The sequence below is a fragment of the Paenibacillus sp. FSL W7-1287 genome, assembly GCF_038004245.1.
GTDB lineage: Bacteria > Bacillota > Bacilli > Paenibacillales > Paenibacillaceae > Pristimantibacillus > Pristimantibacillus camelliae.
On record NZ_JBBORD010000001.1, the window covers coordinates 3,294,945 to 3,310,074 of the forward strand.

Consider the following 15,130-nt stretch of genomic DNA (forward strand, 5'->3'; position numbering starts at 1 on the left):
TTGCTCGTTATTCACCTTTTTAACTTCAACGAATGAGCTTATGCTGGCTTGCTGGTTCTACATTTCGCAATAGTTCACAGGCCCCAATGGAGCATCACAATTGCACAGCATACAACAAAAAACACCTTCAAGCTCCCGCCAATGGTTGGCAGTTTCCCTTAAAGGTGTTCGTGTATTGTAATCCTTATAGATGACTTTTACAGTTTTTATTAGGACAGCTTGAAAAATTCCCTATGAAATCCAGACGATGATCGAGCACCTTGAAACCGAACTCTACCTCTAACCGCTGTTCCAGTTCCAGTAGCCAATCATCCTTAATCTCCTCTAATGCACCGCATGTATGACAGATCAAATGATGATGCATATGCTCATGATCCTGACCACGCAGATCAAAACGAGCTACCCCATCACCAAAATTCATTTTCGCAACAATTTGCAGCTCGGCTAGCAGCTCAAGCGTACGATATACTGTAGCTAACCCGATTTCTGGAAATTTTTCTTTTACAAGCATATAGACATCCTCTGCGCTGAGGTGATCCTCCTCATTCTCGAGCAGTACTCGAACAATGATTTCACGCTGCGTTGTCAGCTTATAGCCGCTTTCCATTAAGCTGTGTTTTATTTTTTCAATTTCAGCCTGTATATTCATAGTTTCGCCTCCCAGCCATACAAGGCAAGCTTCATCTAATCGTATCTCAAATTAGAATGATTCTAAAATAATGGTATGCTATTTTGCCAAATAAAGCAACAACAAAAAAAGGGATGTCAGAAAATATTTGAATCTATTCGACTCAAATTTTCCAAATCCCTTTTTTTTCACGTATTCGCTACAAATCGGCAAGCACCTGATACCAAATTCCCCGCTTCGAGTATAGTTGCTCTCGAACCTCATCCCAGCCACCGAGATAATCAATGTCGAATATTCCCGATGGATTGCTGAACTGATGCTTCGTTTCTTCAGCAACAGCCTCGTTTACCGGGCGGAAGCCATGCTTAACGAAAATATACTGCGCTTCCTCTGACATTAAAAATTGATAAAACGCTTCTGCAACGTCTCGATTCCCATGCTGCTCGATATGCTTGTCAATTAGTGCAATCGGATTTTCTATTAAAATTGTATGCTCTGGTACGACGATATCATATTCGATGCCTTTGGCAATGCGTGCCAGCAGCTCATTCTCATAGGTGACGATCACATCACCTACGCCATACTCGAACGCAGCCATGGAGGCGCGACCGCTTTTATCCAGTGATTCGATATTGGCGTGAATTCGCTTTAGATAGTTTTTGGCATATTCCGCGTCTGGGCTGCCTAGCTCTTCTTCAGCTTGCTTCAAGCCTGCACCATATATGGCATTAATATCCCACTGTGCGCCACCTGATGTTTTCGGATTAGGATAAAGCACCTTTATTCCTTCTCTAGCCAGATCGTCCCAATCTTGTATGCTATGAGGATTGCCTGCACGGGTGCCCATCACTACGATAGACTCCGTCACCATCCCGCGGACGCCCTGTTCTCGCCAATTATGAGTAATGAGACCAGCTCTCTCAATAATGTCGATGTCGCCTTCCATAGCTAATATCGCAATATCAGCTTCGAAGCCGCCAATAATCGCTCTAGCCTGAGTACCCGATGCCTCATAGGATTCCTGCAGCTTAATGCGCTGTCCAGTATCCGCAAGCCATTGAGCCTCGAAAAGCGGCAGCAGCTCTTGCAGTGCATCCTTGGCAACAGAATAAGCGCCTACAACGAGTGTCACTTCCTCCGCTGCTGCATGTGGGTCAGCCATAGAAGAATTGGGCGTACTACAGCTTGTTAAGAGTAGACAGAATAGCAGTGTTATACTGACAGCTTTTGCTTTTAATCGGTTTGTCAACGTTATTCCCACACCTTTTACGCATAAAGTATTGCTGCTAGATATAGATTGGCAGCGGATCGACCTTTAGAGGATTCTCCATAATCCAGCTCTTCTCTTCATTGAACAAGTAAGCACGATGGATAAGCACCTTCACTTTCTCACCTGGATGAAGGACCTCCTTCTCCAAGGAACGGTACGTTATTAGCCTTTGCCCCTCAATTTCCAGTTCGATCATCCATTCACTACCACGGAAATGTAAATGCTTCACTGCTGCATCCATCGTCGCTGATGCAAGGACAATCTCACCTGATTTGCCAACCTCTACATATTCAGGACGAATGAGGGCCTTTATGCCGCTAGATGTTGCTACATCCTCGAAGCCCTTAAAGCATTGGATGCGCTCGATTAGTGACGATTCGCCAATAAAGCTTGCGACGAACGGAGTCTGTGGGTGCTTATATATTTCCCAAGGTGTTCCCTTCTGCTCCAGCTTGCCTTTACTAATAATCATAATCTCATCTGCGACCTCAATCGCTTCTTCCTGATCATGTGTAACGAATATCGAAGTAATGCCAAGCTCTCCAATCATATCCTTCAGCCACGTGCGGAGCTCCGTACGGATTTTCGCATCAATTGCCGCGAACGGTTCATCAAGCAATAGCAGCTGCGGCTCAGGTGCAAGTGCTCTAGCAAATGCGACACGTTGACGTTGACCGCCTGACAGCTGATGCGGATAGCGATGCTCAAAGCCTTTTAGCCCTGTCAATTCAACCAAATATTGCACACGCTCTTTAATAAAGGCTTTGTTCTGCTTCTTCACCTTTAGCCCGAATGCAATGTTATCAAACACCGTCATATGCTTGAACAATGCGTAGTTTTGGAAGACGAAGCCAATCCCCCGCTCCTGTGGTGGGAGATCATTTACACGTTTGCCATGGAAATATATATCGCCAGAGGTTGGCGTTTCAAGTCCAGCAAGCATACGAAGAATTGATGTTTTACCGCCACCGCTCGGCCCTAAAAAGCCGATAAGCTTCCCTTTTTCAATCTCAAAGCTGACATCCTGCACAGCATGGAAGCTGCCAAATTCCTTATTAAGATTCTTCACTTCGATATGCATGGCTAGTGCACTTCCTTTCTCTTCTTCGTCCACTCCATTAGAAGCAGGAGCATGATAGAAAATGCGGCAAGCACCAAGGCTATGCCATTTGCAGCAACAACATTAAAATTCTCGACATCCTGATAAACGAGCGTTGTTGCGGTTTGCGTCTTGTTAATGATATTTCCTGATACAACTAGCACCGCACCGAACTCACCTAGCGAGCGTGCTACTGTCAGCACAACGCCATACATCACGGCAAATCGAATATTCGGCCAAGTGACCTTCCAGAATGTATACCAAGAATAGGCGCCGAGCGTCGATGCTGCTTGCTCCTGCTGGTCACCGATCTCCTGCAGTACAGGCATAACCTCACGCACCATGATTGGAAAGGTAACGAACAACGTCGCAAGCACCATGCCTGGCAACGCATAAACGATCGACACCCCAACGTTGCCGAGCATAGTTCCTAGCACGGTATTCGGCCCGAGCAGCAGCACGATCATTAGGCCTCCAATAACAGGAGACACTGCAAATGGTAAATCAACGATGCTATTGCTGAGTCGCTTAACAAGCGGAGATAGCCAGGTCGCGCGAACAAGATAAATAGACAGCATCACACCGAATAGCGTATTAATGACGGTCACGATAATAACAATGAGTCCAGTCATTTTTAGCGCATGCAGGGATTGAGCACGCAGCAAGGCATCCATAAAGCCCGACAGACCGTCTGCCCAGGCGCCAGTAAAAATTTTATATAACGGCAGCAGCAATAGCAGCGAAACAACGATATAGGTTAACGTAATCCATAGCCTTCTCATCATCATGCCTGACCTCCACGATTAAGCTTATGTATAAACCACAGGATCAGGAATGATATCGTTAGCAGAAGCACGGAAACCGCCGCTGCACCTTGCGGATTATTGCTTTCAATCTCCCCGAAAATATATACAGAAGCCACTAATGTTTTTCCTGGTATATTTCCAGAAATAAGCACGACGGCACCAAACTCTGCTATCGCACGAGAGAAGGCCAGCATCGCTCCACTTAATATGCCAGGAAGCATTGTAGGGAGGATAATTTGAAAAAATGTACGGGACTTGGATGAGCCGAGTGTGTAGGCAGCCTCCTCCTCTGATTTATCGAGCTCCTCTAACAATGGCTGTAAGCCACGAATAACGAATGGAAAGGTAACAAAGACCATCGCAAGTACGATAGCCGGCTCATGGAACACTACATCAATGCCAAACCATTCATAGAATAGACTGCTAGGCCCGACTAGCAGCAATATAATAAAGCCCGCGACTGCGGTAGGCAGTGCAAACGGCAAATCAATGACACTGTTAATCATTCGTTTGCCAGGAAATTCGTATCTGACGAGCACCCAGCCGATCATCGTACCAATCGCTGTATTAATTAACGTTGCTATTGCAGCAAGCTTAAGCGTCAATAGCACGGCCTTCCAAGCTAGCGGATCAGAGAGATTGTCTATAAAGCTAGTAATTCCTGATGAAAAGGATTGAGTATAAATGCCAATAATCGGAATAATAATCAATCCGATAAAGTATATAAATACGATCGTTCGAAAGCTATAGCTCCATTTTTGGCTGCGGAAAAGTGAGTTCAATGTGCTTGCCTCCAGTAATATTAATTAATCCCACTTGAATACTAGGTATTTACAATGTATCACTCACATGTATTGGAAGTCAATGTATTTTTTTCGATTAATAGTTATCGCCTGTTCACACTACGGCAGCGTATATTGGCATAAAAAGTGGTCAACAATAAGCCGCCTATCTGGTCGATGCAGTATCGATCGGATAGGCGGCTTATTGTTGGATATGTTATTGTGCATAGCATGCATTATCTAAAAACTCATTTAATATAGACGCTTCCGAAGGGGAGCAGCTCTCGCAGTAATCGCTTGAACCAGCCGTCCTCAGAAAGCTTTGCTTCTAATTGTCGATCCTGTGAGCCCGTCTGAATTAGCACAGGTCCCGAACCCTTCAGCTCCCATTGAACATTCATGTGCTGACTTGCCAAGGAGTTACCATACACGGTCAGATGAATGGATGCATCCTCCGGGTAAGCAACTAAAGCACTCTTATCGACAAACAAAGGGATCTCGGGATCTAGCTGCATCGTTGCTAGATCGCCTACTGTAATCACACCAAGCTTGCCTGGCCCAGAGAATTTGACACGAATCAGCTCTTTCGTAATCCATGCCGTTTTCAGCTTAAGCACTTTACTGCGAGCATTCATGCCTTCTGAAAAAAAGACAACGTGCCGGAAATCAAACAATAGATTACTGCCTTCTCCAATATCTAATGCCTGAAACGAATAGCCTGCCGGCAACCCAAGCAAAAATGACGAAGGTCCTTGCAGACGTGATCGTATCCATTTCTTCTTACGAAAAGCGCCACCAATTCCCATTAGCTTGTCCTCACGTCCAAGCGGTGACCCGTTATAGGCTAGTATGGACTTGGAATGCAGCACGTGAAGCACTTCATCCTCTTCGAGAGTTATACGAACATGTCCGAGCGGCGAAGGAGATACGATGTTCATGGCAGCTGTACACTCCGTGTTCTTCCATGCTTACGCCATGCGATATAACGCCATATACGCACAGATAACGCATATAGGAGAATAAGCAGGAACATTGCACTAACTAATAATACAAGCCTTTGGTACCACGCTTTGCGATCCTGTTCCATCTTCTCCATCTTAAGCAGCAAATTCTCATTTTCAGCGATTAGCAAATTCGTCTGTTCACGGTATTGCTCATTCTGCTGGCGGTAATATTCGTTGCTTTCCTGCAATTCATGCTGCCTGCTCAACAATTCCTCCGTTTGCTGGCGGGATTGCTCTAGCTGCTCTTGCTGAGCGGCAAGCTGCTCGTCCAACACCTGCTTAGCCTTATTGTATTCCTGCTGCAGCTCCTCTATTTTATCGGGAACGTTGTATATATCTCTAGCTCGATCAAAGAAACCCGCTTCTGCAGGTTCAGCTGTTGTTATTAAGGTAAATATAATTATCATGATAGCTGCTATAAATTTCGTATGTTTCTTCATAAGCTCTCACCTACTTCAAATCAAATCTAGCTAAAACTCTATTTATCTACTATCTATTCTATCATGAATTGTCGTTAATTGTCGCATCTATACGGAAATTAATAGATAAATGCACAAAAAATACCCACTGGCTAGACCAGTGGGTATCGGCTTACAATCGGATATATTCTATTCATTTTCAATATAATAGCGTTCTTCACCAAGCGTAATGACAGATTTGCCTTGCGTGATATCCGTAGCCCAAGCCACAAATTGTTCTGCTTCATCTGCTTCTGGCAAGCAGCATACGGTCACCTTATCGGTAAAATCAACATTGCCAAGCCTTGTACCGCGTCCATGCAGCTCATTCTCCAGCTTGCCATACCACGTATAATCAACCTCTATAAATACTTCACGGTGCAGCACGTAGACGATCTCTTCCGCTGCCTCTAACCCTGCAACTGCCCCATCGGTATACGCACGCACAAGTCCACCTGCGCCTAGCATGATGCCTCCAAAATACCTCGTTACGACGACAGCGACATTTTTTAGCCCTTTGTTCTTAATTACTTCAAGTATTGGCTTGCCCGCCGTTCCACTTGGCTCTCCGTCGTCGGAGGCCTTCTGAAACTGATCTCGCTCTCCTACGATATAAGCAGAGCAGTTATGTGTAGCTTGACGATGCAGCCTTTTTATCTCGTCAATAAAGGCAACGGCCTCTTCCTCTGTTTCAACAGGTCTAGCGTAGCCGATAAAGCGTGATTTCTTAATAACAATCTCCTTGCTACCATCCTGTCTTACCGTTCGATAACGTTGCAGCAAACAAATCCCTCCTTGCCTAATAAATAATCCTGCACAGACGTTGTGCAGGATTAACTTTTGCATATTGTGCGAGAACTTCCTCTTACAATGAGTGTTCAAAAAGTTCAGGCTTCAGCACCGAGAAGGTTGAACGAAGCTTAGGGATTGAGGAGCACAGCGTACGTAGTTGGTACGTGAGCACCTACAATGTTTTCGCAGAAAACATACTTCCAAAGCATGTCCCCGGCTGAGTTCAAGATTCGATGCCGAATAAGCTTCAACGAGTTACATCGTGATCAAAGTCGGACGTTTTGAACTACATCTTAAATGAGTGTTCAAAATGTCCGGCTTTCAGCACCGAGAAGGTTGAACGAAGCTTAGGGATTGAGGAGCGTAGCGTACGTAGTTGGTACGTGAGCACCGGAAAGCCCGGCTGAGTTCAAGATTCGATGCCGAATAAGCTTCAACGAGTTACATCGTGATCAAAGTTGGACATTTTGAACTTCCTCTCTTAAAGGCGAGCTTCTAGTTCTGCTTTCTGTTGTTCGAACCCCGGCTTCCCAAGCAGCGCGAACATATTCGTTTTGTATGCTTCTACGCCTGGCTGGTCGAATGGATTCACACCTAGCAGGTATCCGCTCACTGCACATGCTTTTTCGAAGAAATACACCATATAGCCAAATGTATAAGGCGTCATATCTTGAAGGTTAACAATCAAGTTAGGTACTTGTCCATCTGTATGAGCAAGTAGTGTACCTTGGAATGCTTTTTTGTTAACGAAGTCCATCGTTTTACCAGCAAGGAAGTTTAGACCGTCAAGATCTGCTTCGTCTGCTTCAATTGTAATTTGCTCTGGCACTTCATTCACTTGAATAACCGTTTCGAAAATGTTACGGTTACCCTCTTGAATGAACTGACCCATGGAGTGCAGGTCTGTAGAGAAGTCAACAGATGCAGGATAGATACCTTTATAATCCTTACCCTCTGATTCACCAAACAGCTGCTTCCACCACTCAGATACGAAGTGTAGATTTGGCTCATAGTTTACAAGAATCTCTGTTACTTTACCTTTGCGATATAGCGCATTACGAATCGCAGCGTATTGATATGCCTCATTCTCAGCAAGAGAAGGCTTGCTGTATTCAACAGAAGCATCTGCTGCGCCCTTCATCATTGCATCGATATCGATGCCTGCAACTGCGATTGGAAGCAAGCCTACAGCTGTTAGTACAGAGTAACGACCGCCTACATCATCAGGAATAACGAAGGACTCATAGCCTTCAGCTGTTGCAAGGGACTTAAGCGCACCCTTTGCTTTATCTGTTGTAGCGTAAATGCGTTTGCGTGCTTCTTCTTTGCCATACTTTTTCTCTAGCTCAGCACGGAAAATACGGAAAGCAATGGCTGGCTCAGTTGTTGTACCTGATTTGGAGATAACGTTAATTGACCAATCGCGTCCTTCAATCAACTGAAGAAGATGCTTCACGTATGTAGAGCTAATGTTGTTACCTGCAAATAATACTTGAGGTGTTTTACGTTGCTCTTTGGATTGAATATTATAGAAAGAGTTAGACAGCATCTCAATCGCTGCTCTCGCTCCTAGATACGATCCGCCGATTCCGATAACAATCAATACTTCAGAATCCTGTTGGATTTTTTCTGCTGCTTGCTTAATACGAGCAAATTCTTCTTTATCATATTCAGTTGGAAGATTAATCCAACCTAAGAAGTCAGATCCAACACCTGTACCGTTATGTAGCTGCTCATGTGCCACGCGCACCTGCTCAGAAAAATAATCAACCTCGTGCTGACCAACGAATGTCAAAGCTTTGCTGTAGTCAAATTTTACTGTATTTCCCATCGTTTTAAGACCTCCAAAATTCCGAAGCATAGCTTCATTCTCTAAATATGAAATGACTTTTAATTAAGGATAGCGAATTTGCACCTTAAACACAAGTACAGCAGCTATAATAACTATTGAATGGTGATACAAATATGTTTTATAGGAGCTTGTACTTATTTATCTCACAAGACGAACTAAACGATCAATAATAAGGTGAGATCATCAAGTAAACGATAACACCTGTCAAGCTTACATACAGCCAGATGGGCATCGTCCAGCGGGAGATTTTACGGTGCTTCTCAATTTGATTCGTTAAGCCTCGTATAACCGAAAACAGCGCAAATGGAACTACAACCGCAGCAAGTACAATATGTGTAATTAACACAAAGAAATAAATACCTCGTAGAATCCCTTCACCGCCATAGGATGTTGATTCAGTTAAGTAATGATACGTTACATAAGAAATCAAAAACAGCGTCGTCGACACAAAGGCAACACCGACGAAGGTTTTATGCATGCTTATGTTTTTCTTTTTAATGGCTACCAGCGCTACGACAAGCGCGATAAATGTAAAGCTGTTAAAAATCGCGTTCAGCATAGGCAGTATGTGAACATCAAAGCCAACCTCACCATCATAAGCAGGAAGGAAGAATAGTATTGCAATTAATGCAACGATGACCACTGTCAAAATCAGAACGAGCGGTGTATAGTTTCTTTCTTTCATAGCCGTATGTACCTCCTTAAATTTTCCTATCTATAATACTTTAGCTTATTATGATCTTCTAATCCACTTCATTCTTGACGCTTTTGTAACAGAAAAACGACGTTTTATAAAACAAAAATGCTAGTCTCATTCCGCTAAGAATGAAGCTAGCATCTGTTGTATGTTGTTCAATTATTCATCTCTAGCCATAACCCGAATCAATTCTGCTCCAGCTTCCTCATATCAGGCTATTCCCTCGTCGCACCTACCTCTTGCTCTTCACTTGTTAAGTGAAGCTCTCGATACTTACCGGGCGTTATTCCTTCCTTTTTACGAAACGTAGCCACAAAGTGACTCACATCGTTAAAGCCTGTATGTTCAGCTACCTGACGTAAGGCCAGATCTGGATCATCTAGTAGCATGCGCTTCGCTTTTTGGATGCGCAGCTGAATTAGATACGAATATGGACTTAAACCAAATGCCTGCTGGAACAGCTCATGCAGCTGATTAATGCCAATGCCAGATTGATCAGATATTTCCTGCAATCCAATGTTGTCGCTTATATGCTGCTCCATCCACGTCACTACGGGCCGAAGCTTTCGATAGTATTGAGAGAGTGAAGGCTGACTATTCAGCATGCCATATTTGCGAAGCTGCATAAGGAAGGAATATAGATCAGCCGAAACCTCGAAATTGGAATGCGACTCCGCATTCGAAATTCTCTGGAACAAATCACTGAACAGCTTGCCAAATTGATGATCCTCTTCCTCGTAAAACGTAGACTCGTTCATATCAAGCGCTTGCATAATCGATGCGGCAGACGCTCCGCCAAATGTTATATATATCGTTGACCAACGATCAGAGGCGGGATAGTAGCTATGCGGCGTAAAAGGCGTCAGCAGCACCCCTTTTCCCTTTGTCAACTTTACCGCTTCACCTAATAGCTCGAAGTGACCTTCGCCTTCTAGCGTATGAAGCCAGTGATAATACGGGTATCCCTCAGGTCGATGAAATATTCTTTCCCAAGCACTGTAGCCGATCGATTCTAAGTATAAGGGCAGCGACCGTTCTATCGTTGAAAATACATAGCGAATGTTCTCATTTCCCCATTCCAAGGTATCACCACCTAAGCGTTGATACCTACTATTATGCATGATCGGTTGAAGCTCAAGCAACCATATAAACGTTCACGGATTGCTTCATTCGTCTTCTCGAAACGCATTCAGTGAATCGAGCTTGTTGCCTTTATAGTCAAACAGTGTAAGATTAGACCAATTGTTTTCGTGCCCTACCGACCATGACTGCTTCGATGGAATCCAGCACGGCTCCCAATAATATAAGCCTAAGCCAAGTCCATCAGGAATCGCCTTAATGCGTTTCATCAGCTCTAGCAGCCACTGCTTTTGTCCCTCTACCGTAGGAGGATAGCCAGGATAAACCCACTCCTCAGTGTTGAATATAAGCGGCTTTTCATCCGGCGGTGTCATCGTCCACGGATATGCCACCTCGACAACAACGATTGGCTTCCTGTAACGTACAGCAAGATCATTGATATTGTCCGTAAACTGCTCTAGCGTTCCATGCCACCACGAATAATAGGATAAACCGATAATATCGTACTCAATACCGAGACTGGCGATCTTATCGTAGAACGTACGACTCCCTTCATGATCACCACCGCGATCGATATGAATCATAATCGGTATCTTCGATTCACCACTTGTTGCCGACTGTACACCACGAATGCCAGCAGCAATCAGCTGACCGAGCTTTTCCCACTGCTCTGGAGTATTGTGCTCACCGTCTACTTTACCTTCTCCCCAGATCATCCCGTTCGTAATCTCATTGCCGACCTGCACCATATCAGGCAGCGTGCCCTGCTGCTTTAGCTCGTTGATGAAGGATGCAGTAAACCCCTCCACTGCGTCTACTAGCTCATCAAAGCTAAGGCCTTCCCACGCCTTTGGCATATGCTGCTTTCCAGGATCTGCCCAGTAGTCGGAGTAATGAAAGTCCAGCAAAAAGTGCATACCCTTCTCTTTAATGCGCTTTGCCATCATAAGTGTCTTCTTCGGATTGCAGTAATCGAACGTTGGATTGTTCCAGATCCGTAAGCGAGCGGAGTTAACACCACTATCCTTTAGGATATCTAACACATCACGTTCTACTCCATGCTCATAAAACGCTCCGCCTTCCTGTTCAATCTCATCTACAAATGAAATATCTGCGCCTTTAATAAATTCAATCGTCATCTTATCCGCTCCTTTACTAGAGTGACCTTCGCTTTTACCCTCATTATAAAGCGCTTGCAAAGACGAAGATATATAATAAAACTAATGGAGCTATATAACATTTAACCTTCACTTTTATATTGTTATACGGATTAGATACGATTTCATACAAAGGCAAGGGGCCAAGCCAATATATGATAACTTCAACAACGTTATCGGAGTATTGATTACAACATAAAACAACTTCATTTGCATCTCGTAGTGGTTGGCATTATAATATGAAACTTAGTTTCATTTATTGAAACTAAGTAATGGAAGAGGTGTGATTGCGATGAATCATACGTTTAACTTTGAGGGGATTGACCATGTACAGCTTGCTGCTCCAGCGGGCTGTGAAGAAGCTGCTCGTAACTTTTACGGCAAGCTGCTTGGATGGAAGGAGATTGAGAAACCGGTCGCTTTACGTCAGAGAGGTGGTGTTTGGTTCCAGTGTGGCATGCATGAGGTCCATATCGGCGTACAAGCAGACTTCGTTCCAGCTACTAAAGCTCATCCTGGCTTTCAGGTCGCAGGGCTTGATCAATTGCGCAATCACCTACTGATGCACAAGCAAAACATTACCGATGATAATGAGCGGTCAGAAGAAGGCGTGAAGCGTTTTTTCATCAATGATCCCTTCGGCAATCGCGTGGAGTTTTTGGAGTATATGTAGTGCTAGCAGACGAACATACGTACAAGGGGCATACCGATAGTGTGGCTTGCTATCCGACATGCTTGCATAAGCTCAGCACACCTATATCACCTCAGATAGCTCCTCTTAGATATGCCCCTAAATTTGTAGTAGATTGATATTAACCATTGATCATTGAAGCTATAGTAGTTACCGACGTAACTGTATGCTTATCTTCTGATCGGCTCAGAGCTGACAATTCCATATCGATAGAGTACCTTTCTGCCGAGTAAGCCGACCAATCGATCAGTGAAGAAGCCGATCAGCCCTAATGATATAAGTCCGACAAAGATCCAATCCGTTCTGAAGAACAGCCTTGAGTTCCAGATTAGATACCCTAAGCCTTCATTCGCAGCTATCATCTCTGCTCCGATAATAGCCATATATGACGTCCCCATCGCAAGTCGCACACCAGTAAACATATAGGGTACTGTTGCGGGGATGACTATATGAACGAGAATTTGCCATTCTGATGCCCCTAGACTGCGAGCTGCTCGAATCTTATCCTCTTCTACTGCAAGCACTCCCGTCAGCGTGTTCATTATGACGATAAATAGCGTAGCATATAGAATTAATGCAATTTTCGACTGCTCCCCAATGCCGAACCATACTAAAAATAGCGTAATAAAAGCAATCGGCGGGATGAAACGTATAAAGTTAAGAAACGGCTCGGCAAATATACGCACGATGGTTACTCTACCAATGAGAAGGCCAAGTGGAATCGCGATGCTGCTCCCAAGCACCCAGCCGACAAATACGCGATAGAAGCTGATTCCGATATAATGAAGCAGCGAACCATCGGCGATAAGCTCACCCGCACTTTTCAGCGTTGCCAGCGGTCCAGGAATGACATCAGGTCCATAGATCACAGCCCCAATCTGCCAGACAGCAATCACCATGATCCAGAGCAAAACGTTGCTTATCCATTTATTCGTCAGTATCTTCATTCGTTTTACTCCTTTCGCTAGATCGTATATTCATGATCAAAATGCGCTTGTATTGTTTTTTCTAGCTTAATAAAATCCTGCTGCCCCGGGTCACGCGGATATTGGAAAGGAACATCATAGATATCGGTCACCTTACTGTTAGGTCCACGTGACATAATACCGATGCGTTGCCCGAGCAGCACCGCTTCTTGAATATCATGCGTTACAAATATGACCGTTTTCCCGGTTTTCCTCCATATATGAGACAGCTCCTTCTGCATCGTTCGCCTTGTCATCGCGTCTAATGCGCCAAACGGCTCATCCATAAGCAGAATGGAAGAATCATTCGAAAGCACCCGTGCCAGCTGTACGCGCTGCTTCATCCCTCCTGACAGCTCACGAGGGAATTTTTTCTCGTGTCCATTGAGACCAACAAGCTCGATGTAATGGCTAGAGATTTCTTGCCGTTTTGCTTTACTGACCTTTTTCATTTTCAAGCCAAATTCAACATTCTCTCTAACATTGAGCCAAGGAAACAATGAGGCATCCGCCTGTTGAAATACGACAGCGCGATCTTGACCCGGCTTATGCACCTCGTGCTTACCAACCTTTAGCTGACCTTCGGTCTTACTAACGAAGCCTGCAATCATATTCAGCAGCGTCGATTTACCGCATCCGCTAGGTCCGAGAAGGACGAAGAACTCTCCGCCCTTTATCGTAATATTTACATCCTTCAATATATAATGAAGCTCACCTTTTACAGCTTGATCGTAGCTTTTGTTCAAATTAGCAATCGTGATCGTTTGCTCTGGTGATTGAATGGCAAGTGACATGTCGATTCCTCCTTACGGGACATAGGTTACACGATCAGGCAATGCTTCTTGCAGCAAGCTTAGATCGAACTTGGAAGCCAGATCAAAATCATTCTCTATGATGCCTTCAGCGAGCATATAGCTCTTAAGGCTGCTTATTTTCTCGTATGATTCTTCGGAATAATGAAGATTCCACGTATTATCCTGCAAGTCACGAATTGTGTGCTCCTTAGGCTGCTTTACTTTATCGTACATAATGTCGGCTACACGCTCAGGATTGCTTGCAATAAATGCACTTGCTTCATCAATCGCGAGCAAGAGATTCATTACACCTTCACGATTCTCTTGAATCAGCTTACTCTGAACGATAAGGTCACCACCAATTCGAACGTTTGTAGCTGACATATCGGTGTATTCGTACGCATTATCTAGCGCAGCAAGCTTATCAAGCAGTACGGAACCAACCGCCCACACACCGTCGATCTCTCCGCCCTTTAATGCAATGTAGCTTTCGTCAAAGCCCCCTTGACCGATAAACTCAACACTATCAGGATCTACCCCTTGCTCTGTCAAAAACTCATCCCACAAATAAGGAATAAAGGTCCCACGACTGAAGCTTAGCTTCTTTCCTACGAAGTCCTCTGGCGCTTGAATGTCGTTACTAACGTATAGCTTCCAGCGCTTCGCATCTTCTTCTCTTAATCCAGTTCCATTCGATGCAATAATCGAATAGTCACCTTTTGCTACAGCATTCAGTACTGGGAAATCGGCTCCATAAGCAACATTGACTTGATTAATAAATAATGCATTAATGCCTTCAGCTGGTGTTGCGAACGTAGCAATCGTTGCATCAATATTGTACTTTTCAAATATCCCTTCCTCTAATGCGACCTGAAACGTTGGATTGGTAATAATGTCGGCGAACGTCAGCTTTATTACATCTGACGCAGCAGCACCTTTTGCATTTGCTTGCTGAGATGAGGCTGAGTCTTCATTGCCACATCCAGATAATATCAATGTGAATACTAGGATTAATACCAAACTCCACCCTAACGCTTTTTTATTTATCATGGCTC

The 15,130-nt window shown here is 44.3% G+C and carries 16 protein-coding genes; 1 reads left to right on the plus strand and 15 read right to left on the minus strand.

Translation table 11 applies throughout. The annotated features are described in order from the left end of the window. Positions 1-184: 184 nt before the first annotated feature. The 12 genes from fur to NSQ99_RS15010 all read right to left on the minus strand — a co-directional run bounded on the left by fur (position 185) and on the right by NSQ99_RS15010 (position 11,607). Positions 185-649 carry a ferric iron uptake transcriptional regulator gene (gene fur / locus NSQ99_RS14955; RefSeq protein ID WP_285855573.1) on the minus strand — a complete coding sequence of 155 codons (465 nt, stop codon included), beginning with the start codon at positions 647-649 and terminating at the stop codon, positions 185-187. Positions 650-827: 178 nt separating this feature from the next. After that, positions 828-1,889: a sulfate ABC transporter substrate-binding protein gene (locus NSQ99_RS14960; RefSeq protein WP_445670525.1), complete on the minus strand. Its 1,062-nt coding sequence runs from the start codon at positions 1,887-1,889 to the stop codon at positions 828-830. A 25-nt stretch (positions 1,890-1,914) separates the two neighbouring features. Continuing rightward, positions 1,915-2,979: a sulfate/molybdate ABC transporter ATP-binding protein gene (locus NSQ99_RS14965; RefSeq protein WP_340838806.1), complete on the minus strand. Its 1,065-nt coding sequence runs from the start codon at positions 2,977-2,979 to the stop codon at positions 1,915-1,917. A 2-nt stretch (positions 2,980-2,981) separates the two neighbouring features. Beyond that, positions 2,982-3,779, minus strand: a complete 798-nt coding sequence (locus tag NSQ99_RS14970; RefSeq protein WP_340838807.1) for a sulfate ABC transporter permease subunit — start codon at positions 3,777-3,779, stop codon at positions 2,982-2,984. 2 nt (positions 3,780-3,781) lie between these two features. Continuing rightward, positions 3,782-4,585, minus strand: a complete 804-nt coding sequence (cysT, locus tag NSQ99_RS14975) for a sulfate ABC transporter permease subunit CysT (protein ID WP_340837505.1) — start codon at positions 4,583-4,585, stop codon at positions 3,782-3,784. Between the two features lie 248 nt (positions 4,586-4,833). After that, complete coding sequence (locus NSQ99_RS14980) at positions 4,834-5,523, minus strand: AIM24 family protein (RefSeq protein WP_251666090.1); 690 nt, start codon at positions 5,521-5,523, stop codon at positions 4,834-4,836. After that, the gene (locus NSQ99_RS14985; RefSeq protein WP_340837507.1) at positions 5,520-6,029 is read right to left on the minus strand and encodes a hypothetical protein; all 510 of its coding nucleotides are present in this window, start codon (positions 6,027-6,029) and stop codon (positions 5,520-5,522) included. The genes NSQ99_RS14980 and NSQ99_RS14985 overlap by 4 nt, the downstream gene beginning before the upstream one ends. A 168-nt stretch (positions 6,030-6,197) precedes the next feature. After that, on the minus strand, positions 6,198-6,830 hold the full coding sequence (locus NSQ99_RS14990) for a YigZ family protein (protein WP_340837508.1): 633 nt from the start codon (positions 6,828-6,830) through the stop codon (positions 6,198-6,200). A gap of 490 nt (positions 6,831-7,320) precedes the next feature. Next, complete coding sequence (locus NSQ99_RS14995; RefSeq protein ID WP_340837510.1) at positions 7,321-8,670, minus strand: glucose-6-phosphate isomerase; 1,350 nt, start codon at positions 8,668-8,670, stop codon at positions 7,321-7,323. A 184-nt stretch (positions 8,671-8,854) separates the two neighbouring features. Continuing rightward, positions 8,855-9,376, minus strand: a complete 522-nt coding sequence (locus NSQ99_RS15000) for a DUF420 domain-containing protein (RefSeq protein ID WP_251666094.1) — start codon at positions 9,374-9,376, stop codon at positions 8,855-8,857. 227 nt (positions 9,377-9,603) lie between these two features. Then, positions 9,604-10,470, minus strand: coding sequence for an AraC family transcriptional regulator (locus tag NSQ99_RS15005; protein ID WP_340837512.1), 867 nt, complete (start codon positions 10,468-10,470; stop codon positions 9,604-9,606). Positions 10,471-10,554: 84 nt separating this feature from the next. Then, a complete protein-coding gene (locus NSQ99_RS15010; protein WP_340837514.1) occupies positions 10,555-11,607 on the minus strand; it encodes a glycoside hydrolase family 53 protein in 1,053 nt (350 codons plus the stop codon). 310 nt (positions 11,608-11,917) lie between these two features. Between NSQ99_RS15010 and NSQ99_RS15015 the strand changes: the two genes are divergently transcribed. After that, entirely contained in the window at positions 11,918-12,298 is a 381-nt protein-coding gene (locus NSQ99_RS15015; protein WP_340837516.1) for a VOC family protein, read from the plus strand. A 188-nt stretch (positions 12,299-12,486) separates the two neighbouring features. On the opposite strand, the gene NSQ99_RS15020 is transcribed toward NSQ99_RS15015, so the two are convergent. Genes NSQ99_RS15020 through NSQ99_RS15030 form a run of 3 tightly spaced genes read right to left on the minus strand, consistent with a single transcriptional unit; the run spans position 12,487 to position 15,125 of the window. Continuing rightward, positions 12,487-13,263: an ABC transporter permease gene (locus NSQ99_RS15020; protein ID WP_340837517.1), complete on the minus strand. Its 777-nt coding sequence runs from the start codon at positions 13,261-13,263 to the stop codon at positions 12,487-12,489. A 17-nt stretch (positions 13,264-13,280) separates the two neighbouring features. Then, positions 13,281-14,075 carry an ABC transporter ATP-binding protein gene (locus NSQ99_RS15025; RefSeq protein ID WP_340837519.1) on the minus strand — a complete coding sequence of 265 codons (795 nt, stop codon included), beginning with the start codon at positions 14,073-14,075 and terminating at the stop codon, positions 13,281-13,283. A 12-nt stretch (positions 14,076-14,087) separates the two neighbouring features. After that, positions 14,088-15,125, minus strand: a complete 1,038-nt coding sequence (locus NSQ99_RS15030; RefSeq protein WP_340837521.1) for an ABC transporter substrate-binding protein — start codon at positions 15,123-15,125, stop codon at positions 14,088-14,090. Positions 15,126-15,130 lie beyond the last annotated feature (5 nt).